This is a genomic window from uncultured Duncaniella sp. (assembly GCF_910577345.1).
Taxonomy (GTDB): domain Bacteria; phylum Bacteroidota; class Bacteroidia; order Bacteroidales; family Muribaculaceae; genus Duncaniella.
Genome location: NZ_CAJTMT010000027.1, coordinates 20,844 through 44,674, shown reverse-complemented (window position 1 = coordinate 44,674; position 23,831 = coordinate 20,844). Strand labels below are relative to the sequence as shown.

The window sequence follows — 23,831 nt, the reverse complement described above, 5'->3', positions numbered from 1 at the left end:
TTCGGGTGCAAGACCGGGGTATTGATTCGGTCCGGAAAACATATTTGCAAAAAGAACAAAATAGATTTCGATATTGAAAATTATGCTTACAATATGTTTGGCGTCAACCTGATGAAGATACCTGGCATCAGCCATGGAACGCTTTTAACAATGATGTCGGAACTCGGACCGGGATTTGTTAACAAATTCCCATCAGCGTCAAAATTCTGCCGATGGTGCAATCTTACCCCCATAGATAAAATTACGGGTGGAGATCTCAAATCAAGCAATGTCCCCAAGAGGAAGAATCTTGTAGGACAAGTGTTCCGTCAATGTACAATGGCTTTGCAGAAAAAAGATGTACCATTAGGACACTATTACCGCAGAATAAAATCCAGATTGGGGGCAGCTCAGGCAACTGTAGCTACTGCACACAAGATTGCAGAAATTGTATACTTCATGGTGCTGAGACAGGAGGAATACAGAGAAGATGTAACGGCTCAGAACGAAAAAAATGCAATAGTCCTTAAACTGGCTAATATGGAAAAACGACGAAAATATCTTGAAAATAAACTCGCTAAGATTGTTGGCGCAACTATAAGCGATGGGTAGTTATATAGCAGCAGCAATACGGTGGTAACCCCTCATCGAGCGCGAGGCAATGAAGCCCGCAGGGCGGAATTGCATCGTGCGAAGGTGTGGGGTTGGGTAATGTATGCCACCACGACGGGCATCGGAGATGTCCGATAATAAAACACGCCGCCCGATATACGCGATTTCCGACAACACCTGGAATCAGACCGGGAATGACAATTTGCCTACAACGGCATAATATTATCGGACATCTCCGATGCCCGTGATGAAAAATTATTCTCCACCCCCCACACCTTCGCGCGACGCAATTCCGCCCTACGGGCTTCATTGCATCGCGCTCGATGAGGGGCTACCACCGCATCGCTGCTCCGCAGCTTGCCTAACATTAAACCACTTAAAATTAACCCTCTGGGGCTAAATTACTTGTATCTAAATTAGATATAGATTACTTGGTTCTAAATCACTTGTATATAAATTACTTGAATATAAATTAAACGAAAAAACTTCTGTTTCTTCTTCAACTTATGTTCTTCTGTATCCCCCCCAAAATGCATCCCAACAATCCCCCCCCAATAGACGAACTGTCAATTAAACTTGCCGTTCCTGTCCATCCTGACTGTCAGCGAAACCTGCCTGCCAGAGCGCTGCACGGTGCGGTGATTGTAGCTGACCTCTTCGAGCGTAAGACTACCTCCCACGGCCACAGGCGCACGGTTGGGGGTGAATCTGAACATACACGATATCTCCATCTTCTGCTTCCCAAAATGGAGGGTCAGTTTCGACATCCCCTTAGCCTCACGGCGGTCGCTCCCCCACTCCATTGCACCGCTGTCGGGAATATCGGCTTTGAACACGAGATAACGGTGTTCACCCGTCCCCTCAACCTCAAACTTAAGATTTGAATGGGAACTGTTGCCCACAATCGAGATTGAATTGACAAAATCACGGTTCGTCAGCAGACTCCTCCCATCAGTCCCAAGACATTCCACACGTATCACACACGCCTCCGTCGAAGCCTCGACAGGACTGTAATCATTCTCCTTACTGCAAGAAGTAAGCATGAGAAGAGCAAGCACCAGGCAGACGCCCGTTGCAAAAAACTTGTTGTTCATCGTTGTTAAATGGTTAGTTTATTTAATTTTGGATTAGTTTGATTTATATAGTTCTCCCACAATTCAATCATGAGCAGAATCTATCGGCAGGTTCATCACCGGATGGTCACTGTCAGGTGAAAGCGCCCATCCTGTTTCAACAATCCGGCTTCCACCCACTATTCCGAAACCGTTTTTCACATTCGTATAGCTGCATCTGAGCGGGGCAAGACCGAATTTCCCGAAATGATTGTTCTCGCTATCGTTGAGCGACTTAAGATAGTTATAGAACTCGGGAGACAGATGATAGAGATAAAGTTTATATTGGTAATAAAGTTTAAATGTATGCAGAACCCCATTAGAATCAGTATATGAATACTCTGTCGGGGATTGATATGGACTGCTGAACTTCAAGGTGTAGCTACGGCCCTTAATCTGCTCATCCGTCCATATATATAGGTTATATTCATAGTCATAATCAAAATCAAGAGTGGCATCAAGACCAACCTTGTTGTTAAATATCGGCTCATCATCAAAGTTCAGCTCCACAGGTTCCTCAGCCGCTATCGCTATGTTCGTCGTCGGACCGGAAGAATTATATCTTACGGCGTGTCTTACCATCCTGACTGCATAATAGTCATCGCTTTCGGACTGGTCAGTGAAAGTCACGCGGGTCTGCACATTGCTGAGTTCATCGGACCGATAAAGCATCTCGACCTTCTCAACCTTAAAAGGCTCCGGGACAACAGTCTCTGATGTCACGACCGGAAATCCGTCAAGCTCCGCGCTTACTCCAATCTTATCACCGGATTGGATGGATGCAACAGTATAATAGCATTGCCCCGGCAGACAGCCCTTCCGCTCTTCGTTCCAAAACACGGCTTTCGGTTCTCCATTGATTGCAAATTTGACATCCCCTCCGGGAAAGCCAAGCTGAGGTTGCCCCTCCGCGGACACCGGAACACTTTTCGATAGCTGAATGATTGTCGTATCCTGACCCGCAACCGGAAGGCTGTAGAGCACGAGTCTTACAGTCGGCTGCAGTCCGTCAATATCAAAATACGAATCGCAGGAAACCACCGTGAGTGACAGAATTGCATATATGATGGATTTAATATATTTCATTTTACGACGTGTTTGATAATATTTGATATTCAGAATTTCAATGTATAACTTATGGACGGAATAATCGGAGTGATAGCAGTGGCCTGTCCCCGGAATGACCCGTCTTCATTCTGCTTTATCCGCACACAAAACGGGTTCATCTGACAGTAGGCATTGTAAAGGCTGATGTTCCATATACGCTCCCTGCCGCTCTTTCCAACTTTGCGGAAATTGATGCCGAGGTCAAGACGGTGGTAACCTGGCATTGAAAGATTGTTTGGCTTGTCATAGAGCCATTGGGTCGTATAGTGGTCACCTACACCCGGAATAATCGGACCTATGACAATTTGCTGAGCAACCGTCATGCGGTTACCGCTGTGGTAGAGCCATCCTGCATAGATGTCAATCCCCTTCGAAAGCTTCCATGAAAAATTGACATTGAACTTGTGGCGATTGTCAAACTTGTCGGGAAACCATCCATCGTAGAAATCGGGGAAATTGCGCTCACTCCATGAAAGTGTATAGGCCGCGTTTATGCCGATCCGCTCGTTGCCGTAGGAAGCACCCACTTCAATCCCGTATGCGCGTCCGCGACCCCGACACATATTCTCTTCCCAATTCTGATAGGGAGGGGTGAGCGAACTGCCTCCGTCATATTCGATCAGGTCAGACATTGTTTTATAGTACCCCTCCAAGCTGAAACGCAGATTGCGTGGCAGCATCAGATAGGCTCCCGCAGCATATTGATGAGAACGTGAAGGTGGAATGTTTTTTGTCGAAGGCACCCAATAGTCCATCGGAAGATTCAGATAGGTGTTGGACATCTGATGCATGAACTGACTCATCTTCGTGTAGGAAGCCTTGAGTGTCAGCCAATCGTTGCACTGATAGCGCAGGGCGACGCGGGGTTCCAATGAATTGTAGGTATGGCCGGGTATATTGAAAAGCGTGAAGTGCACACCGGCATTCAATCTCAGATTCTCACCGAAGGCAATGTCATCCTCGATGTAGACCGACATCTCGTGTCCGTGGAATGAATCGGAAAGCGAGCGCCGGAGGGTATCGCTCACAATCGTATCACCCGAATAGTTCAAAGAATTATAGTTTTGCGGCTTGAAGAAGTGCAGAAGATAGTTTGACCCCATGCGGAGATGGTGCATACGGCCGGGACGGTAGTCAAACTCCATCCTGTAGCCCATGTCATGTATGGTCGAACGGTTCTTGTTTTCAGTATGCGTACAGAAGGTTTCCTCTCCGTGCTCATATTCAGTATCATTCTCATAATAGGAATTCTTCGAGCGGTTATATGTGTAAAGCCCCGTAAATACGGCATATAGTTTGGGAGAAAACTGATATTTCCAATTTAATGCTGCCGTAAAGTTTCCCCAATGGAAATCCATCTTTGCATATTCCCTCAACACCAATTCGCCCGGATTAGGATATACGGAGATAGTCTGCATGTCGTCTGTCGCTTTCAAAAGATCATCACCGGAATACACGTTGAGGTCAGCACGGCTACGCTCGGAAAAGATATGTGTCACCTTTGCATTGAAATCATGGAAAGCACTCCGGAGGTATGTCTTGTCATCTGAAGAATGATTACTTAGCCTCTGCAACGGAGCTGCTATCAGATCCAGCCATGTCCGGCGGAGGCCGATGTTGAAGGAGGTGCGGTTCTTGACGATAGGCCCTTCAAACTGGAGGCGACCGTCGAGGAGGCCGATGCTGAATGAGCCGTGATACTCCGACAGGTTGCCGTCGCGGGTGCGGACATCGACCACTGATGACAGTCGACCTCCGTAACGTGCCGGAAAACCGCTTTTATAAAAGTCAATATTCTTGACCACATCTGTGTTGAAGGATGAAAACAGACCGCCGAGATGGTTGACCTGATAGAGCGGAGTGCCGTCGAGCATGAAAAGATTCTGGTCATGGCTGCCGCCATGTACATAGAGTCCGGAGGTGACATCTGTTCCGGCTGCAACTCCCGAAAGAGTCTGCAAGGTCTTGACGACATCCGGCGAACTCAACAAGGCATAACCCCGGTCAAGATCCTTTCCCGTCAATGAGATTTTACCTGTCTGTGTTGTATGCAGAGGGGAATTGAGGTCGGCGGTTACGACCACCTCCTCAAGTTCCTCACCGGGGTGAAGAGTCACATTGCGGGTCTGGTCAGATGTCAGCTTCACATCGGCTACTTCCTCAGTGTAACCGATGAAGGAATAGCGGAGGGAATGTTGACCCTCGGGAAGCGTCAGGCTGTAGAAACCATGCTCATTTGTCATTGTACCGGCCCCCGAACGGAGGTCCTGCACTGTGGCATTGATGACAGTCTCGCCATCCTCCTGAGTGACGTAACCACTCACCGTGAAGTCCCTGCGTGGAAAAATGACAACATACTTTCCCTTGCGTTCCCATTTCAGCCCGACGCGGTTGAAAAGATTATTTAGACTCGATTTCAGGCTCTTGCCTTTCAGGGAAGGACCGCTGTAAGGGACATCAAGCCTGATGGACGAATCATAGACGAAATTCACATCATGCTCCCTCTTCAACTCCTCCATGACCTCGCGCACAGTCTTGTTGCCTGAGGCCGACTGCTGAGCGTAGGCAATGACCGTCGACAGCCACCCGAACAGAATCAGGATGAATACAGTCTGCCTCATTTCTTCACCGTCCTTTCGATTTTGACATTCAGCGATTTCTCAATCAGCATGATAATCTCATCGAGGTCATCCGACTCAAACTCGGCGGTGAGGGTCTTCCCCTTGGTCGGGCAGCTAAGCTCGACTTTGAAATGAGCCGAAAGTTCTTTGAGCACATCGGCGAGAGGAGCATTGTCAAACACAAATCTGCGCGTCTGCGGAGCTGTCGCCTCATCCTCCATGACAACCGGCTTGGAAGCTCCGACCAGCAAACCGGCCTCCATTCCACGGGTGAGGACGACACCCTCTGCGCTACCCTTGGCGGTGAACAAGACCTTACCGCTCGTCACCGAAACCTCCGTGATGGAATCGCCGTCAAGCTCCGCAACCGTGAACTGCGTACCCAACACCCTCACGGATGCGTAGGTGGCCGTGACGGTAAACGGAGCCTGCGGATTCCTGCGGACATTGAACTCTACGCGACCACGCATGTCGACATCGCGCGCCTCATCGTTAAAATCCGAGGGAACGTAGGAGAGAGAAGAATGAGGAGAGAGCGTCACCTCCGAACTGTCGGGGAGAATATATGTGGCAGTCGAGTCAGACGCATAGAGCACGACAGGATTGTCGTTGCCACGCATCAGATAGTAACCAACGAGGAGACAAACCGCAATCATCGCAGCCACTCCTGCGACGTATGGTCGCCACAGACTCAGCTTGACAGCCGGATGAGACGATTTATAGGATGCCAACGCCTTACGGGTGTCGAAACGCCCGGGCGCATAGTACTTTAAAACGAATTGTAGATATTTGTTTTCTCTGTCCATATCTTGATTTTTGCACTTTGTTTTTATCCTAAGACAGAGAAAGGACAAAAAACTACTACGCCCTCAGCAAAAATTTTTCAAAAAAATTCAAAAATGATATTTCTCCTACCCCACATCATGTCACCACCCTGCCGGATGGCAACCGGCAAGCTGCGAAGGTATCATGGCATCACCCGGCCGGAGGGCAACCGGTAAGCTGCGAAGTCCAAATGATGATTCCATCACCAGCTTAAGTAAAAATAACAAAAGTGATGGGTAGTTATATAAGTGATGTGTAGTTATATAGCAGGCATAATGTCATCACCCAGCCGGATAGCAACCGGTAAGCTGCGAAGGCATCATGGCATAACTCAGCCGGATGGCAACCGGTAAGCTGCGAATGCAGCGATACGATGGTAGCCCCTCATCGAGCGCGATGCAATGAAGCCCGCAGGGCGAAATTGCGGCGCGCGAAGGTGTGGGGTCACGTGTAAATCCACCAAAATGGGCATCGAAGATGTCCGATAATATCACCCCCGCATAAACAAACCAATCATTTTATATTTAACCCATTTCAAATAACAAACCAAATAATGTCCAGAATTTTCCATTCCCACAACTCCCATCAACAATTATTCGAATCATCCGAAAACACACGTTATTATCGGACATCTTCAATGCCCGTGACGGGGAATTATCCATTTACCCAAAGAAGAACATATAGACCTTATGGCAAGCACCCTTCAAGGTCTTCAACGCCTTGCTCACCTGATTCTTGACCGTATTCACTGAAATATCCAACTCTTCAGCAATCTCCTCATACTTCAAACCGTCGCGTTTGCTCATCAGAAACACCTCGCGACACTTTTCCGGCAGCGAATCTATGGCTGTCCACATCCGCGCCTCAATGACCGACGCCTCCTCATAGTCCTCCTCCGCAATACTTTCCTCAAACTCATCAGCGGTATGTTCGTGGTCTATCCGGCTGTCGCGTTTCAGCGCATCGATACAGCGGTTGCGCACCATCATATAGAGATAAGCCTTGACATCCGCCACCTCGCGCCCCACTCCCATACCTTCAAGGAAATCGGCAAGACAATCCTGCACCACATCCTCAGCATTCTCCGGACTCCGGAGATAATGCAAGGCATAGAGACACAGCGGACGGTAATACCGTCGGAATATCTCATCCACATCCGTGCGTTGAAGTGTCAGTGCCATTGATTGAAAGGATATTGAAAAAGAAGATATTGATTGAAAAAAAGTATATTGACTGAAAACAGAATAAATTTGGTACAAGCCGTAATTACGATGCCTTAAATCGTCAACATCTGAAAAGGGTACAGAATGACAGAAGCTCAGAAGATACAAAAAGATTAATTTCAGCAAATTATACTTCTGTTACTTTTGTTTATTCTGTTCTTTTGTATCTCTTTTCATCTTACATGAACCGGATTTTCGGATTGAACCATAAATTTGACTATTGGGATTTCAACTGCAAAATTAGCCATTAATTATCAACCCGCCAATAAACATCCACTAATAGACATCCAAAAAGCAGCAATTAGTCATGATTAAGCACCAATACATCGCCCAAATCCACCAATCCGAACAAATCCCTTCCACCATCCATACGAAACTCAACCAAATTGGGTAATAAAACTCAGCCAAATTGGGTAACGAACCTCAGCCAAATTGGGTAATTAAAACCGGCCAAATTGGGTAATGAAACTCGGCCAAATTGGGTAACGGAACTCAGCCAAATTGGGTAATGAAACTCAACTAAATTGGGTAATGAAACTCGGCCAAATTTGGTAATTACATTTTAATTCACTAATTTTGTGGAAAATATAATTTAATCATGAAAGAAGCTTATCGTCCCCGCATAGTAGATTCAGAGCTGTCCCGACGCTTGAAAAGTGTCGGTGCTGTGCTTGTAGAAGGAGCTAAATGGTGTGGAAAATCGACAACTGCCGAACATCATTCCAACAGCGCCATCTTCCTCTCTGACCCAAGACGTAAAGCTCAATATCTCCTGTTTGCCGAAGAAAATCCCGAATTAATACTTGACGGAGCCACGCCACGCCTCATTGACGAATGGCAGCTTGCGCCTATGCTCTGGGATGCCGTGCGCCATACCGTCGACCACCGCAGGGAAAGGGGGCAATTCATTCTCACCGGCTCAGCTAAACCCGTGGACCGCTCCAAAATAAGCCATTCCGGCACAGGACGATTTTCATGGTTAAGGATGCGACCGATGTCGCTTTTCGAATCGGGGGATTCAAGCGGAGAAGTAAGCCTAAAAGCTTTGTTTGAAAATCCGGCTGCCGGAATCGGAAGCGAAACCAATGTCGGATTAGAGCAGATAGCCTATCTGGTATGCCGTGGAGGATGGCCAATAGCGGTCACTCTTCCTGATGACGTTGCCTTGGATCCTGCGAAAGACTATTACAGTGCCGTTGTCAATGTCGATATTCGTGAAGTCGACGGAGTGGACAGGAGCGTGGAACGTGCAAAACGTCTCATGCGTTCATACGCCCGGTTTCAAGGCACGCAGACCTCCATACGACAGATTGTCGAGGATATGAATGGAGGGGACCCGAACGTCATGGAGGACAAGACTGTCAGAAACTACCTTGATGTCCTGCGCTCAATGTTTGTCATTGAGGATATGCCTGCATGGAATCCAAATCTGAAATCAAAAACAGCCATACGCACCGCCGATACCCGATATTTCGTTGACCCGTCCATAGCTACTGCGGCCATGGGACTTGGCCCCGGTGACCTGATGAATGACCTTAAGGCATTCGGCTTGCTGTTTGAAACATTATGTGTGCGCGATCTCAGAGTCTACTCCCAGCCTCTCGGCGGAGAAGTGTATCATTACAGAGACAAAAATGGCCTGGAATGCGATGCCGTTGTCCATCTCCCAAACGGCAACTACGGACTTATAGAAATCAAACTTGGCGGCGAGGCGCTTATTGAAGCCGGAGCGGAAAGTCTGAAAGCCCTATCCTCCAAGATAAACGTTGAACGGATGAAAGAACCTTCGTTCCTTATGGTCCTCACAGCCGCCGGTTCCTTCGCTTATCGCCGTAAAGACGGTGTTCTCGTTGTCCCGATAACAACCCTTGGGGCATAATCAGGCTCTATCTTTTATCTGACAGAACCCCTAATCAATTATTTTTTTGATTTTCTATCTGATTCTTTGTAATTTTGCAGATTGAAGGGGAGTTGCGGTCTGTGGCCGCTACCGACCGACAAGATTCAAGCCCAATCAATCCGTAATTAGAAACTACATAATATTACAGTTCTGCTATGTATAGAACGAAAACATGCGGCGAACTCCGACTCAGCGATGCGGGTCAGGAAGTGACCCTCGCCGGCTGGGTGCAGCGCGCCCGCAAGATGGGTGGTATGACCTTTGTAGACGTGCGTGACCGCTACGGTATTACTCAGGTGGTGTTTAACATCGAGAATGACGCCGCACTCTGTGAGGCAGCCAATCACCTCGGACGTGAATTCGTGGTTCAGGTGACAGGCAAGGTCGCTGAGCGCACAAGCAAGAATCCCAATCTTCCTACCGGTGACATTGAAATCATCGCCACTGAGCTGAAGGTGCTCAACCGCAGCGATGTGCCCCCGTTCACCATCGAAGACGAGACCGACGGCGGCGATGACCTCCGCATGAAGTACCGCTACCTCGACCTGCGCCGCAACTGTGTGCGCGCCAACCTCGAACTGCGCCACCGCATGGCCTTCGAAATCCGCCGTTACCTCGACTCGAAGGGCTTCCTCGAAGTGGAGACTCCGGTCCTCATCAAGTCGACCCCCGAAGGTGCGCGCGACTTCGTTGTCCCCTCGCGCATGAATCCCGGTGAGTTCTACGCTCTTCCCCAGTCGCCCCAGACCTTCAAGCAGCTCCTCATGGTCAGCGGTTTCGACCGTTATTTCCAGATTGTGAAATGTTTCCGCGACGAAGACCTCCGCGCCGACCGTCAGCCCGAATTCACCCAGATTGACTGCGAAATGTCGTTCGTCAATCAGGAAGACGTGCTCAACATGTTCGAAGGTCTCGTGAAACACATCTTCAAATATGTCAAGGACATCGACTTCACCGAGCCTTTCCCCCGCATGACATGGGCCGACGCCATGCGCCTCTACGGTTCCGACAAACCCGATACCCGCTTCGGCATGGAATTTGTCGAAATCAAGGACCTCACCGGCGGCAAGGGCTTCGCAGTGCTTGACGATGCCGAATATGTCGGTGCCATCGTAGCCCCCGGCTGCGCTGACTACACCCGCAAGCAGCTCGACCAGCTCACCGACTTCGTGAAGCGTCCGCAGGTAGGTGCCAAGGGCATGATGTGGGTCAAGGTCGAAGCCGACGGCTCAATCAAATCGTCCGTTTCCAAATTCTACAGCGAGGACGACCTCCGCACTTGGGTTGAACGCTGCGGTGCCAAACCCGGCGACCTCATCCTCATCCTTGCAGGTCAGACAATGAAGACCCGCAAGCAGCTCTGCGAACTCCGTCTCGAAATGGGCTCACGCCTCGGTCTTCGCGACCCGCAGAAGTTCTCCTGCCTCTGGGTCATCGACTTCCCCCTCTTCGAATGGGACGAGGAAACACAGCGCTACTACGCCATGCACCATCCCTTCACCTCGCCCAACCCCGACGACATCCACTTGCTCGACAGCGACACCGGCGCAGTACGCGCAACTGCCTACGACATGGTTGTCAACGGCAACGAGCTCGGTGGCGGTTCAATCCGTATCCATGAAGCCGAACTTCAAGACAAGATGTTCCGTCTGCTCGGCCTGAGCGAAGAGGACGCACAATACAAGTTCGGCTTCCTCATGAATGCCTTCAAGTATGGCGCACCCCCTCACGGAGGTCTCGCATTCGGTTTCGACCGCTTCGTCAGCATCCTCGCCGGCCTCGACTCAATCCGCGACGTGATTGCCTTCCCCAAGAACAACTCCGGCCGAGACATGATGATTGACGCACCCGCGGCAATCGACGATTCACAGCTCGACGAGCTCTGCATCCGTCTTGACCTCAAGGACGAAAAGAAATAATTGACCCATGAGCGCGAAGCAACCCGTGACGCTTGCCGACATTGTCGGCTGCATTGAAGACTTCGCCTCTCCCGGCCTCCAGGAGAAGTGGGACAACACCGGCTGGCAGCTCTGTCCGCTCACCCCCGATGCACCCTGCACAGGGGTGATGCTCTGCCTCGATGTCACTCCCGAAGTAGTGGCCGAAGCCTCGGCTGAAGGCTGCAACCTCATCATCTCCCACCATCCCCTTATTTTCAAAGGTCTCAAGCATATCACCGGCGCTTCCCAAGTGGAGCGTTCGGTGATTTCTGCTATTACCGGGGGAATTGCGGTCTACTCTTCCCACACCGCCCTCGACTCGGCAAGCCGCGGAGTCTCCCACCGTCTCGGCTCGATGCTCGGACTGGCCGACATGAGCGTCCTCGACCCGCAGCCCGGCAGTCCGGAGACAGGTCTCGGAGTAATCGGCCACTATCCCGAACCAATCCCCGTCGCCGACTTCATCCGTCGCGTCAAGGAGGTCTACGGAGCCTCGGTGGTGCGCCGTTCGGAAGGCCCGGAAGGGATGGAGAAGGTGAGCCGCGTGGCGCTGTGCAGTGGCTCCGGAGGAGAGTTCATCGGTACGGCCATTGCCCGCGGAGCCGATGCCTACATCACATCCGACACCCGCTATCACGACTTCGTCGACTTCGGAAAGAAGATTCTGATGGTGGACACAGGCCACTTTGAGAGCGAAATCTGCACTAAGTCAATTTTTTCGGCCATAATTTCAGAAAAATTTCCTACCTTTGCAGTCCGGCAATCGCGCGCCGAGCAGAACCCGGTGCGCTACGTCTGACGAAGAATTATAAAAATTCTACTATAACATATATGGCGATAGAGCAAAATAAATCCGAACAGTCACTGTCAGTGGAGCAGCGCCTTCGCGCTCTCTACGAGCTCCAGACCATCCTCTCCGAAATCGACCGCATCAAGACCATCCGCGGTGAGCTTCCCGAGGAAGTGCGTGACCTCGAAGACCACATTGAGGGTCTCCACACCCGCATCGACAAATTCCGTGCTGAAATCGAGGACCTCCGCGTGAAATCAGCCAAGGAGAAAAACAACATCGAGCAGGCACAGTCGCAGATTGCCACCTACAAGCAGCAGCTTGACAACGTGCGCAACAATCGCGAGTTTGATTTGTTATCTAAAGAGATTGAGTATCAGACTCTCGAAATCCAGCTCTCCGAGAAGCGCATCAACCAGTATGCCCGCGAGATCGAGAACAAGACAGCCGACATCAACGCTGCCGAAGAGACTCTCGCTGACCGCAACCACATCCTCGTCGACAAGCGTCATCAGCTCGAAGAAATCGTTTCCGAGACCAAGAAAGACGAAGAGCGTCTTCGCCTCAACGCCAAGGAAATCGAGCCGAAGATCGATGCCCGCACACTCACAGCGTTCAAGCGCATCCGCAAGAATGCCCGCAACGGTCTCGGCGTGGTCTACATCCAGCGCAACGCCTGCGGCGGCTGCTTCAACCGCATTCCCCCGCAGAAACAGATGGAAATCAAGATGCACAAGAAAATCATTGTCTGCGAATACTGCGGACGCATCATGATTGATCCCGAACTGGCCGGTGTAACTGAAGGTGAGGCTTAAAGATACTCTTTCTGACAGTTACCAACGACTAAACTACAATTTAATTAAAGATTATGGAAAAGATTCTCCCCGGCAAATATGTCGAAATAAGCTATGACCTCTATGAGGTCGCTCCCGACGGGACTGAAAGCCTCGTCCACAACGTGGTTGACGAAGAACCCGAACGTTTCATCTTCGGTGTGACCAAGGGTCTCATCCTTCCTCTCGAGCGCGCGCTCGAAGGTCTTGAGGCAGGACAGAAATTCGATGTCCCCGTCGCTGCCGGTGAGGGCTTCCCCTATAACCCCGATGATGTGGCCAAGCTCGACAAGAGCATCTTCATGGTCGACGGCAAATTCGATGCCGAGGCAGTGAAGCCCGGTGCCTACATCCCCATGATGACCGGCGACGGATTCCGTATCACCGGCAAAGTGGTCGAGGTCGGTCCTGACCATGTGGTCATGGACTTCAACCATCCTCTCGTGGGCAAGGATCTCCGTTTCAAAGGCAAGGTTGTCACTGTCCGCGACGCGACACCCGAAGAACTCCATCCCTCATGCGGCGGTGGATGTTGCGGTGGTGGCTGCGGCGACGGTGAAGGCTGCGGCAGCGAAGGCTCCTGCGGTTGCGACGGCTGCGGAAACTGATTCCCCCCGAACCTCCACATCCCCCTTTAACGCTTAAACAATCACACAACACCATTACCAATCCATGGCAACAACTGCAGACTTTAAAAACGGTATGTGCCTCGACATCGACGGCAACTACTTCTTTATCGTTGAATTCCTCCATGTAAAGCCCGGCAAAGGCCCCGCTTTCGTGCGTACAAAACTTAAAAATGTAAAGACCGGCCGTGTGCTCGACAAAACCTGGAACTCAGGTGTGAAAGTAAATGAGGTCCGCATCGAGCGTCGCCCCTACCAGTATCTCTACAAGGATGACATGGGCTACAACTTCATGCACACCGAAACTTTCGAGCAGGTAGCCCTCCCCGGCGAAAGCATCGACGGCGTACAGTTCCTCAAGGAAGGTGACATCTGCGAAGCAATGGTTCACGCCGCTTCCGATACCATCCTCACTTGCGAGATGCCTACCAGCGTGGTTCTCGAAATCACCTACACCGAACCCGGCATCAAGGGCGACACCGCAACCAACACCCTCAAGCCCGCCACTCTCGAGACCGGCGCTGAGATTCGTGTGCCCCTCTTCTGCAACATCGGTGACAAGGTCCGTGTCGATACCCGCGACGGTTCATACGTTGAACGCATCAAGGAATAATCATCCCGCACACGAGGGCTGACTTATCCACAACGACAATTCAACCATTCAAAAGCAATAAAGGCTGCGGGCAGACGATGTCCGCAGCCTATTGTTTTCGCTTAGAAAACAACTGTATCCGATAAAAAACCAGTCAGTAGTAATTTCCTGTAATGCTCAAAGGCTATGAAAGTAACAAGAATTTCAGACCGTGTCCACTATATAGGCGTCAATGACCGCACAAAACATATTTTTGAAGCCCTGTGGCCGATTCCCTACGGAGTCAGCTATAATTCATATCTGATAACCGGAAGCGAGAAAAGCGCAATTGTCGACGGCGTCGAGGCTGACTACGCATTGCGTCAGATTGAACATATCGATAACCTTTCGGGAGGACGCAAGCCGGATTATCTGATAATCAACCACATGGAGCCGGACCATTCAGGTGCCATCCGTATGCTCCGTGCCGCTTACCCCGACATGACAATCGTCGGCAATGCCCAGACCATCGCCATGATAAAGGGTTTCTACGGTGTGGATACAAACATGCTGACCGTCAAGGACGGTGATACACTTTCGCTCGGCGAAGACACAACTCTCCGTTTCAACCTCACCCCCATGGTTCATTGGCCGGAGACAATGATGACCTACATCGAAGAGGAGGCTACTCTTTTTGCCGGTGATGCCTTCGGATGTTTCGGAGCCCTCAACGGAGCCGTCCTTGATACCGATATGAACACCGACCACTATTTCCCCGAAATGCTCCGCTACTACAGCAATATTGTCGGTAAGTATGGCCAGTTTGTCCAGCGCGCAATCAAGAAGTTTGAGGGTGTGACAATCAAGACCGTCTGTCCGACCCACGGACCTGTGTGGCGCAGCCGCATCAAAGAGGTAGTGGATCTCTATGACAAGCTCAGCCGCTATGAGCCGCTTTACAACGGTGTGACCATCGTCTACGGTTCAATGTATGGCAACACCGAGACAATGGCTGAAACCGCAGCCGAAGCTCTTGCCGAAGCAGGAATCCGCGATATTTCCATCCATAATGCCTCGATGACCGACCTTAGCTATATCATCTCCGACATTTTCCGTCACCGAGGTCTCATCATAGCATCCCCGACATATTCCGACTCTCTTTTCCCGCCAATCCGCAACGTGATGGAGGCAATCGTCATGCGCGGTGTTAAAAACCGTGAAATAATGATGGTCGGCTCATGCACATGGGCGCAGCAGGCTGTTAAAGTAATGTCGGGCTATCTCGAATCCCTCAAGGCCGTCTGCGTGACCGAACCTGTACTCATCAAACAGGCCCCCACGTCCGAGCAGCTTGAACAGTGCCGCGAAGCCGCTACAGCCCTTGCACGGAAGCTGACTACAGCCGAAGGATAAGCAGGTTGACCGACCGACATCATATACAAAACAAAATTCCACCCGATGACACCGGATTTCTCAAACCTCCCGCTCGAACGTCACCCGTTCCCGCCATTCATTCCTTCCAATGCAAAGGTCCTCATCATGGGCACCTTTCCGCCGAAGCCGATAAGATGGTCAATGGAGTTCTATTACCCCAACAAAACCAATGATTTCTGGAAGGTGATGGGAATCATATTCTACAACGATGTGGACCATTTCCGTCTGCCCGACGGGACTTTTGACGAGGCGCTCATCAGGAATTTTCTTGAAGAAAAGGGAATAGCCCTGCACGACACCGGGGCTGCCATCCGGCGGCTCAAGGACAATGCATCGGACAAGTTTCTGGAAATCGTCGAGCCGGTGAATCTGGGGGCCCTTCTGGAAAAAATGCCCGACTGCCATGTAATCGCCACGACCGGCGAGAAGGCAGCAAGCGTCATAGCGGAAATCACAGCCTCTCCATTACCCAAAATCGGCGAATGGGTAGAGGTCGTCTGGCCGGCCGACGGCCGTCTGCTCGACATGACACGGATGCCATCCACATCACGCGCCTATCCGCTTGCCGTAGAGAAGAAGGCGGAGGCCTATCGCCAACTCTTCATCAAAGCCGGCCTAATTGCAAACCCTTAGAAATTATCCAACTCAACCCTACGGATATAAAACCGCTTCCCGGGAGGACCATTCCTCGGGAAGCGGTTTTGTTTTTACTTATTAAATATGTAATTTTGCACCTTGAACAATTGATGTGTCCAAGGCATTATAACGTTGCCACTACAAGGCACCTTTTTCACATCATAAACATTCTCTTAACTATAGAAAAAATGTTTGATTTACTACCTCTTCTGGCAATCTTCGATCCCGCCGGAATCATGGCAAAATTTTTAGTCGCCGACCCTATGACAGTCTATCTGCTCGTGCTTGGCTTCATGATTATTGAAAGTTCATTCATCCCCTTCCCGTCGGAAGTAATCGTACCTCCCGCAGCCTATCTTGCCTGCACCAAAGGTGATGTCGACATCTATGCAGTTGTCGGACTTGCCACTGTCGGAGCAATCATCGGAGCATTGATAAACTACTATCTCTCGGTGTGGATCGGCCGTCCGATCGTCTATAAATTCGCCAACAGCCGCATAGGCCACGCCTGCCTGATTGACGAGGCCAAAGTCAAGCACGCTGAAGAGTATTTTGACAAACACGGAGCCATCTCCACCTTTGTAGGCCGTCTGATTCCGGCTGTACGCCAGTTGATTTCCATCCCTGCAGGACTTGCGAGAATGAATGTCGGTAAATTCGTCATCTTCACCGGTCTCGGAGCCTTGACATGGAATATCGTCCTCGGAGCCTTAGGCTACTGGCTCGGTAAAATGGTTCCCCAGGACCAGCTCTACGCAAAAGTTGAGGAATACAACGACTATCTGACCTACATCGGCATCGCAATCGGTGTCATCTGCGTGGGCATAATTCTCTGGAATGCTTTCAAACCTCGCCCCAAAAGTCCCGTAGCATAAGTTATCGGGGCCACTCTAAAACCAAACCTCCAAAGACAAATATCAACAACCATGATACAAGTAGCACCCTCCCTCCTTTCCGCCGACTTCGCCCGACTTGGCGAGGCCGTCACAATGGTCAATACCAGCCGTGCGTCGATGATTCACATCGATGTCATGGACGGAATGTTTGTCCCCAACATAACCATCGGATTTCCCGTCATCAAGGCTATCAGCACCATTGCCGAAAAGCCGCTTGATGTCCACATGATGGTCATGGATCCGGGACGCTACGTCGGTCTTGTGCGCGATGCGGGGGCTGCTATCATGAATGTCCACTGGGAAGCCTGCACCCATCTCGACCGCGTCATCCACACCATAAAGGATGCCGGGATGCGTGCGGCAGTCACCCTCAATCCCGCAACTCCGGTCATGATGTTGCAGGACATCATTCGCGAACTCGATATGGTGCTTCTCATGAGTGTGAATCCCGGTTTCGGAGGCCAGAGCTTCATCACCAACACCCTCAGGAAAGTGAGACAACTCCGCGCGTTGATTGCCGAAAGCGGCTCGGAAGCCGTAATTGAAATTGACGGAGGTGTGAATCTATCAACCGCTCCCGCACTCATTGAAGCCGGAGCAGACATCCTTGTGGCCGGAAGCTATGTCTTCGGAGCACCCGACCCCCACAAGGCTATTGCTGACCTTATTGACCTTGCATGATGGACATCCGCGATATACGCATAGAAAACTTCGACTATCCTCTCCCAGACGAACGCATCGCAAAGCATCCGCTTGCCGAACGTGACCGCTGTCTGCTGCTTGTAAAAGATGCCGACGGCAACGTCGACACCCGCATCTTCAATGAACTTCCGGCACTCTTGCCGGAGGACGCGATGCTCGTCTACAACAATACCCGTGTCATCAACGCCCGTCTGCGTTTCCGCAAAGGCGAGGCATCCGACGGCGCACTGATAGAGATTTTCTGCCTCGAACCCGTCAATCCGGCAGACTATGCCTGCAATTTCGCCTCGACCCACTCCTGTTCCTGGACCTGCTTTGTCGGCAACTCCAAGCGATGGAAGAGCGAACCGCTGCGTATGCCTCTGACAATCGACGGAGAAAACCTCACACTGACTGCAACCCGAATCGCCCGCGAAGGCAACACATCGGTTGTGGAATTTTCATGGGACAATCAGGCCATCACCTTCTCCCGCATCATCTCAGCCGTAGGTGAAATCCCCATTCCTCCCTACCTCAACCGCAACACGGAGGAAAGCGATTCAAGCGACTATCAGACCGTCTTCTCCCATATCGACGGTTCGGTGGCAGCCCCGACCGCAGGTCTTCACTTTACCCCGGAAGTACTCGAAGCCATCGACCGCCGCGACATTCCCCGCCGCGAGCTTACCCTCCACGTCGGGGCCGGTACATTCCAGCCGGTCAAATCAGACTCCATCGGCGAGCATGACATGCACAGCGAATTCATCGCCGTCGGACGCAAACTCATCGAAGAGCTCGCCTCGACTGACCGTCGCATCATTGCCGTCGGCACAACCTCCGTGCGTACACTCGAAAGCCTCTACCACCTCGGTTGCCGCCTTTCATGCGGACTACCGGCCGACGTACTACCACAATGGTACCCCTACGAGGAATCACATCCGCAACTCTCCGTCGGCGAATCAATGCAGGCAATCCTGCGCCATCTCGACGCGACAGGCGAGGACACGTTTGTGGCCTCCACGCGCCTCATGATAGCACCCGGATATAAGTACCGTGTAGTCAAGGGAATGGTGACCAACTTCCATCAGCCACGCTCGACACTCCTCCTGCTCGTATCAGCCTTCCTACAAAGCAATCCGGCAAACCCGGAGTGGCGCACAATCTACGACTACGCACTCTCAAATCCCGCCTACCGCTTCCTCTCATACGGCGACGCATGTCTCTTCCTGTAGCAAAAATCTCATTTACCCAGGTCTGACATAATTCCCTCAGTCTCAAGTCCAAATCTCTCAATTTCAAGCTTAATTTCCTCAATTTCAAATTTGTATTATCCATAACATTCCGTTTTTCAAGTATTTTTTTCAACAAAATTAATACCTGAACCAGCCCAAACAGTGCGATAATACAAATCCCACAAAATTACAATCATAAAACGAAATGTGTGACTCAATCAGACTTTCTATTGAGTCACACATTGTGTTTTATAATTTATTCAATCTGGAGCTAATGCCCAACTAAATATAGATTTTCTCTACATGTGTTTGTCGAGGATGGTGGGATAGAATTTGCCGTCCTTGCTGATGATGTTGAATCCCATCTTTGTCATGGGGGCATTGCCCTCGGCATCTGCCTCGCCGAATGCTACGTCGAATGTGACGGTATTGGTCCACTCGTTGTCGAAGCCGGTTGAATAGAGCTTGAATGATTTCACCGGAAACACCTGAGCGCGGAATTGCAGATCCGTGCGGCCCTGCTCGTCGAGAGGGGTGAGGGTGCTGTCGGTCGGGTTGAATGTGTAGAGACGGTCGATTGCTGCTGCGTAGTCGTCGTTCTGCATGAGGGTGAGGATTTCGGCTACCTCATTGACCATAGCCGATGAGTCGGCTGCGGAAACTCTGTAGCCCTGCTCCTCCTCTGTCTTGGAGCTCTTTGATGTACATGCATTGAACACCCCTGCGAAGAGGATGACTGCAATGGCATAAAGAAATATCTTTTTCATAATCGGATAATAAATCTATAAAAAGGGAGTGGCTTTTGCCACCCCCTTTATTAGTGTTATCAATTTGGATCTGCTATATTATAAAGTAGCCTTTACAGTACAGGGAACAATTACATCAAATTCGCCAAGACCATACTGGATAGTAATCGGAATGCGAACCTTGAATTCCTTGACATTGAGCTTGGTATTATCGTAAACAATCTTACCAAAGCCCTTCTTTACGAGATTGGCCACATCACTGCTGCTGCTTGAATTAATCAGGTAGTCAGGATAAGTGATGGTTCCCTCGGGATCGGGTTCTATGCTGAAGGCAGCAATGACGCTCGGGTCAACAACAAACTTATCAGGAGCGCTATTGATAGTACCAGCATTGGTCTCCATCTTATCAAGGTTAACCTTCACACCCTTCACGTTGTAGTAAGCGAAGAGCCATTCCTGACCGCTAAAGTTTACACTGCGCCAGTCAGAGAAGTCAAGAAGATCATATACATCCCACTTCGAACCATTTGCAATAGCATCAGTAAAGTCAATGGTCTTCTGAGTATTGACAATATTGATAGGACGGAGGAAAGTTGCGGGAATTACAGAGTTTTCGTTGAGTTCGAGGGCAATGCCACATTCGTTGTAAGCAACTACGCCTACCTGAACCTGAAGCTTAGCATTTGTACGGTCAAGACCATTGCCGTCAGAAGCATACTTGTTGAGAAGCTCCTGAGCCTCGGGAGTCTCAGCGAGAGTTACAATACCAGTAGCCTGATCAAGAGTAGCGAGAAGTTTACCATTCGCATAGATGGCATCATTGCTATATTCACCGTTGCTTACGAATGCTCCGTTTTCAACAACCATGAGTGCGTGGTTACTCATATTGGCATTAGATTCCTTATGGTTACCAACGAGGCAGGGGTTAGTCTTATTGGTTACAGTGAACTTAATACCGTCAACGTCCTTCTGAACGTCGGGGAAATAGTAACGATAACCACCGGCGAGACCGTTCTGAGTAGCGTATGTTTCAGCCTTGATTTCGGGCTTACCTGAAATCTGCTTGAAAGTGGGCTTAGAACCTTGCCAGAGAAGATTGAGGTCAGTCACAATTGTCGTAGGCTGATAACCGTTGGTAGGCTGCTGGATATTAAGGAGTGCAGTGGTGAGGTTGCGGAACCAGCGAGCTTCCATCTTAGCCTCTACATTTGCAACGGGCTTAGCGTTAACGGCTACCTGCATGGGCAGATAAACGTAGGGATAAACGTCAGCATCATCACTTTCGAAGCATACATAGGTAGTGCCAACATGGTTTGCTGCTTCGTAAGCCTTCTGCTGGGCCTCAGTATCAAGGTACCAATCGAAATGATATTCATGCTTGCCATTAGCGCTCAGACCATGGAAGCGAACATCACCAAGACCTTCTGTATCAGACCATGTTCCCTCAATATTCTGGAACTGAGTCATTACATCATCACCAGTCGATACGAGAACGGGAGTGTAGTGTGCCACAAATACATCTTCGCTAAGACCGGTTACAGAAAGCATCATATTGAGGATGTTTTCATTTGTTTCAGCTCCACTTGCAGTACCACAACCGAAGTCGATGTTATTGTAAGTAAGAACATCAGTCTTATAGTCGTCAACGGTAGGTGTAATCTTGATGCGGATGAAGCCCTGGAGAACTACGTTGTCACCTTCGGTTACAGTGATATAAACGAGAGGCATGTGACCGAGTTCGTCGGTAGACTGCTTGGAAGCATCGCCGTTTACACAAGGAGTGATGACACCGGTCTCGGGATCGATAGAAGCCCAAGAGCTTTCAGATACGGTGCTTGCGCCGATAGTGTAGTCGATGAGAGAGAAGTTCATCTTAAGGTTGAACTTGCCCCACTCCTCGGGAGAGAGCCATACGCCTTCCTGACCACGCTGGTTGTCAGTATAGGTGATGTTCATAATCTTGAGAAGATCGGCAGTACCGTTCCATGCAACATTCACAGTCTGAACGTTGTCAAGAACATTCTTCATCTCAGTGTAAACTTCCTTGTTGCCACGGGCCTGAGCTGCGCCATATTCCTCAAGGAAAGTCTGGGGGTTGATTACAATAGCACCGGGGGTGATGTCCATCTGAGCGAACATAGCATAGTCAGAAGTAACGGTGGTCACTTCAGTCTTGCCATCCTCCTTGTTCTCAGTGTAGACGTTAGCCTGAAGAGCGAATACAGGCATCTTCTTATTGGAAGCATTGTAGAGGGGAGCATCACCGTTGATAGCTACAGTGAGGACACCGTCAGCAATGCTGAGACCCTTGTTGTCGTTGTAAGAACCATCAAGTGCAATGTTTGCAGAAGATGCACGTGAGATGATTTCAGCATCGTTGGAGACAATCTTAAGATCCTTGAACTCAACCTTAGCACTGGTCGGGTTCATGTGGTAAGAAATCTCTGTAATAGGATGGAAATTGTCAGTATCCTTAGACGCAGTACGCAACCAGTTCTTCTGACCGCTAACCTTGAAATTATTGTAATCAAAGGTTGCAGGAGTTGAAGGATTGGTAACAAGAGGATTATAGACCATATTGTACGAGAGAGCACTCTCGATACCACCAACGAATGTGTTGGGGATGAATACGAGACCACGAAGCTGATCAAGCACGAATGTTACGAGCTGAGGAGTGATGGCGTTAACGCTGTTAGCAAGACGATCCATCTCTTCGCTCATAGTGAAGAGCTGTGCATCGATAGCACCGATGTGGCCTGAGAGAGCGGGGATAACGTTGTTGTTAAGCTCGTCGATGGCATCGCCGTTAGCCTTAATAAGTGCAGCCTGCTTTGTGATTAACTCTGCGTTTGCAGCAGCTTGTGCAGCCGCACTCTGGAGTTCGGTGGTGAGAGCAGCAATCTTAGCCTGATTCTCTTTGATGGCATTGTCAGCTGAAGACAGCTTGCTATTCAGCTCCTCGTCATATTTTTTAAGGGCATCAAGCTGAGTTTCAGTTTCAGCAATGAATTTGGTAAACTGCTCAAGGTTTGATGCTATTTCAAGATTTTTAAGTTCATTCTTGACAGCATCAATCTGATCCTGAAGAAGCTTATCGCCTGCGAGAAGATTTTCTTCAAGAGTGCCGAGCTGCTTCTCAGTAGCGTTCTTAAGATTGGTAATATCCAGACCAAGCGCTTCGGCCTGTCCATTAAGAACGGCAATGGCAGCATTGATACCGGCAACGGTTCCATTAAGTTCATCAAATGCCGCGTCAGACTTCACACCGGCAGCCTCAAGCTTATCGTTGATGTCCTTAACCACATCTGAGAGCTGATCATTAGTTGTATAGCCCTTGAGGGATTCAAGAATCTTAGCGATTGTACCGGCATTGTCGTTGATTTTACCAGTATTTGCAGCGATTTCGCTAGCGTTTGCATCGATGAGAGCCTTAAGAGCCTCATAGTTAGCTTTAAGAGCCTCAGCAGCCTGCTGTTTTGCTTCAGCAGCAGCCTGAGCAGCAAGCTGAGCGGCAGCATCGGCATCTTTTGCAGCTGCCATAGCTGCGTCGGCAGCCTTCTGAGCAGCTTCACCCTCAGCCTTGTACTGTGCAATCTGGGTATTAAGGGTGTTGATTTGATCGCTCAGTTTGTCGATGAGCTCGCCCTTTTCAGCCATCTCCTCGTCGAGGACGTTGGTGCGGTCTTTCCAGCCGTCGTCGTCGCAGGAGGTGAATGTTGCGGGAAGACCGCAAGTCAGCACCGACAGAAGAGCAACTTTTACAAATTTTTTCTTCATAAATTTAATTAAATTAGTTAGAAAAGTTTAATTTTGTTCTCGTTTAAGGTTATGCCTTCCGGGAGAAGGACGGAAGGCGAGGTGAGAAGGAGGATACTCCTATGCGTATTCTCCTGATGATTAGCTTTTTGTGATGTGTATGGCTTTATGCATAGGCAAGATTGATTCTGGTTTGTTTAAACTTGTGACAAAGTTAGAGTTAATTCATGGTTTTTGTTTAAAATGGATGTTGCGCTAATGACACATAAGTGTCGCTGATGTTGCAACTTAAGCCGATTGCAGACCTTGGG

The 23,831-nt window shown here is 49.9% G+C and carries 19 protein-coding genes; 12 read left to right on the top strand and 7 right to left on the bottom strand.

The window, feature by feature from the left end:
• A partial coding sequence (locus QZ310_RS10965; protein ID WP_297072728.1) for a transposase occupies positions 1–591 on the top strand: 591 nt, incomplete at its 5' end.
• A gap of 566 nt (positions 592–1,157) precedes the next feature.
• Here QZ310_RS10965 and QZ310_RS10960 read toward each other — a convergent pair.
• The 5 genes from QZ310_RS10960 to QZ310_RS10940 all read right to left on the bottom strand — a co-directional run bounded on the left by QZ310_RS10960 (position 1,158) and on the right by QZ310_RS10940 (position 7,437).
• The gene (locus tag QZ310_RS10960) at positions 1,158–1,685 is read right to left on the bottom strand and encodes a hypothetical protein (protein WP_297072726.1); all 528 of its coding nucleotides are present in this window, start codon (positions 1,683–1,685) and stop codon (positions 1,158–1,160) included.
• A 63-nt stretch (positions 1,686–1,748) separates the two neighbouring features.
• Positions 1,749–2,789, bottom strand: a complete 1,041-nt coding sequence (locus QZ310_RS10955; protein WP_297072723.1) for a DUF4249 domain-containing protein — start codon at positions 2,787–2,789, stop codon at positions 1,749–1,751.
• Positions 2,790–2,818: 29 nt separating this feature from the next.
• The gene (locus tag QZ310_RS10950; RefSeq protein ID WP_297072721.1) at positions 2,819–5,431 is read right to left on the bottom strand and encodes a TonB-dependent receptor; all 2,613 of its coding nucleotides are present in this window, start codon (positions 5,429–5,431) and stop codon (positions 2,819–2,821) included.
• Positions 5,428–6,237 carry a FecR family protein gene (locus tag QZ310_RS10945; RefSeq protein WP_297072719.1) on the bottom strand — a complete coding sequence of 270 codons (810 nt, stop codon included), beginning with the start codon at positions 6,235–6,237 and terminating at the stop codon, positions 5,428–5,430. The genes QZ310_RS10950 and QZ310_RS10945 overlap by 4 nt, the downstream gene beginning before the upstream one ends.
• A gap of 681 nt (positions 6,238–6,918) precedes the next feature.
• Positions 6,919–7,437 (bottom strand): RNA polymerase sigma-70 factor, encoded by a 519-nt coding sequence (locus tag QZ310_RS10940; protein WP_297072716.1) that lies wholly within the window; start codon positions 7,435–7,437, stop codon positions 6,919–6,921.
• Positions 7,438–8,077: 640 nt separating this feature from the next.
• On the opposite strand from QZ310_RS10940, the gene QZ310_RS10935 reads away from it, so the two are divergent.
• From QZ310_RS10935 to QZ310_RS10885, 11 genes are all read left to right on the top strand, one after another.
• The gene (locus tag QZ310_RS10935; protein ID WP_297072714.1) at positions 8,078–9,358 is read left to right on the top strand and encodes a DUF4143 domain-containing protein; all 1,281 of its coding nucleotides are present in this window, start codon (positions 8,078–8,080) and stop codon (positions 9,356–9,358) included.
• Positions 9,359–9,534: 176 nt separating this feature from the next.
• A complete protein-coding gene (aspS, locus tag QZ310_RS10930) occupies positions 9,535–11,298 on the top strand; it encodes an aspartate--tRNA ligase (RefSeq protein WP_297072712.1) in 1,764 nt (587 codons plus the stop codon).
• A gap of 7 nt (positions 11,299–11,305) precedes the next feature.
• Positions 11,306–12,118, top strand: a complete 813-nt coding sequence (locus tag QZ310_RS10925) for a Nif3-like dinuclear metal center hexameric protein (protein WP_297072710.1) — start codon at positions 11,306–11,308, stop codon at positions 12,116–12,118.
• A gap of 32 nt (positions 12,119–12,150) precedes the next feature.
• On the top strand, positions 12,151–12,924 hold the full coding sequence (locus QZ310_RS10920; protein ID WP_297072708.1) for a C4-type zinc ribbon domain-containing protein: 774 nt from the start codon (positions 12,151–12,153) through the stop codon (positions 12,922–12,924).
• Between the two features lie 53 nt (positions 12,925–12,977).
• Complete coding sequence (locus tag QZ310_RS10915) at positions 12,978–13,550, top strand: peptidylprolyl isomerase (protein WP_297072706.1); 573 nt, start codon at positions 12,978–12,980, stop codon at positions 13,548–13,550.
• A gap of 64 nt (positions 13,551–13,614) precedes the next feature.
• A complete protein-coding gene (gene efp, locus QZ310_RS10910; RefSeq protein WP_297072704.1) occupies positions 13,615–14,181 on the top strand; it encodes an elongation factor P in 567 nt (188 codons plus the stop codon).
• 165 nt (positions 14,182–14,346) lie between these two features.
• On the top strand, positions 14,347–15,552 hold the full coding sequence (locus tag QZ310_RS10905) for an FprA family A-type flavoprotein (RefSeq protein ID WP_297072702.1): 1,206 nt from the start codon (positions 14,347–14,349) through the stop codon (positions 15,550–15,552).
• A 45-nt stretch (positions 15,553–15,597) separates the two neighbouring features.
• Positions 15,598–16,206: a uracil-DNA glycosylase family protein gene (locus tag QZ310_RS10900; RefSeq protein WP_297072700.1), complete on the top strand. Its 609-nt coding sequence runs from the start codon at positions 15,598–15,600 to the stop codon at positions 16,204–16,206.
• Between the two features lie 239 nt (positions 16,207–16,445).
• Entirely contained in the window at positions 16,446–17,084 is a 639-nt protein-coding gene (locus QZ310_RS10895) for a DedA family protein (RefSeq protein ID WP_297072698.1), read from the top strand.
• A 51-nt stretch (positions 17,085–17,135) separates the two neighbouring features.
• Complete coding sequence (rpe, locus tag QZ310_RS10890) at positions 17,136–17,786, top strand: ribulose-phosphate 3-epimerase (RefSeq protein ID WP_297072696.1); 651 nt, start codon at positions 17,136–17,138, stop codon at positions 17,784–17,786.
• Entirely contained in the window at positions 17,783–19,018 is a 1,236-nt protein-coding gene (locus tag QZ310_RS10885) for an S-adenosylmethionine:tRNA ribosyltransferase-isomerase (RefSeq protein WP_297072694.1), read from the top strand. The genes rpe and QZ310_RS10885 overlap by 4 nt, the downstream gene beginning before the upstream one ends.
• 299 nt (positions 19,019–19,317) lie before the next feature.
• On the opposite strand, the gene QZ310_RS10880 is transcribed toward QZ310_RS10885, so the two are convergent.
• Together QZ310_RS10880 and QZ310_RS10875 are read right to left on the bottom strand one after the other, a co-directional pair.
• On the bottom strand, positions 19,318–19,785 hold the full coding sequence (locus QZ310_RS10880) for a hypothetical protein (RefSeq protein ID WP_297072692.1): 468 nt from the start codon (positions 19,783–19,785) through the stop codon (positions 19,318–19,320).
• A 78-nt stretch (positions 19,786–19,863) separates the two neighbouring features.
• On the bottom strand, positions 19,864–23,541 hold the full coding sequence (locus QZ310_RS10875) for a hypothetical protein (RefSeq protein ID WP_297072690.1): 3,678 nt from the start codon (positions 23,539–23,541) through the stop codon (positions 19,864–19,866).
• Between the last annotated feature and the right edge of the window lie 290 nt (positions 23,542–23,831).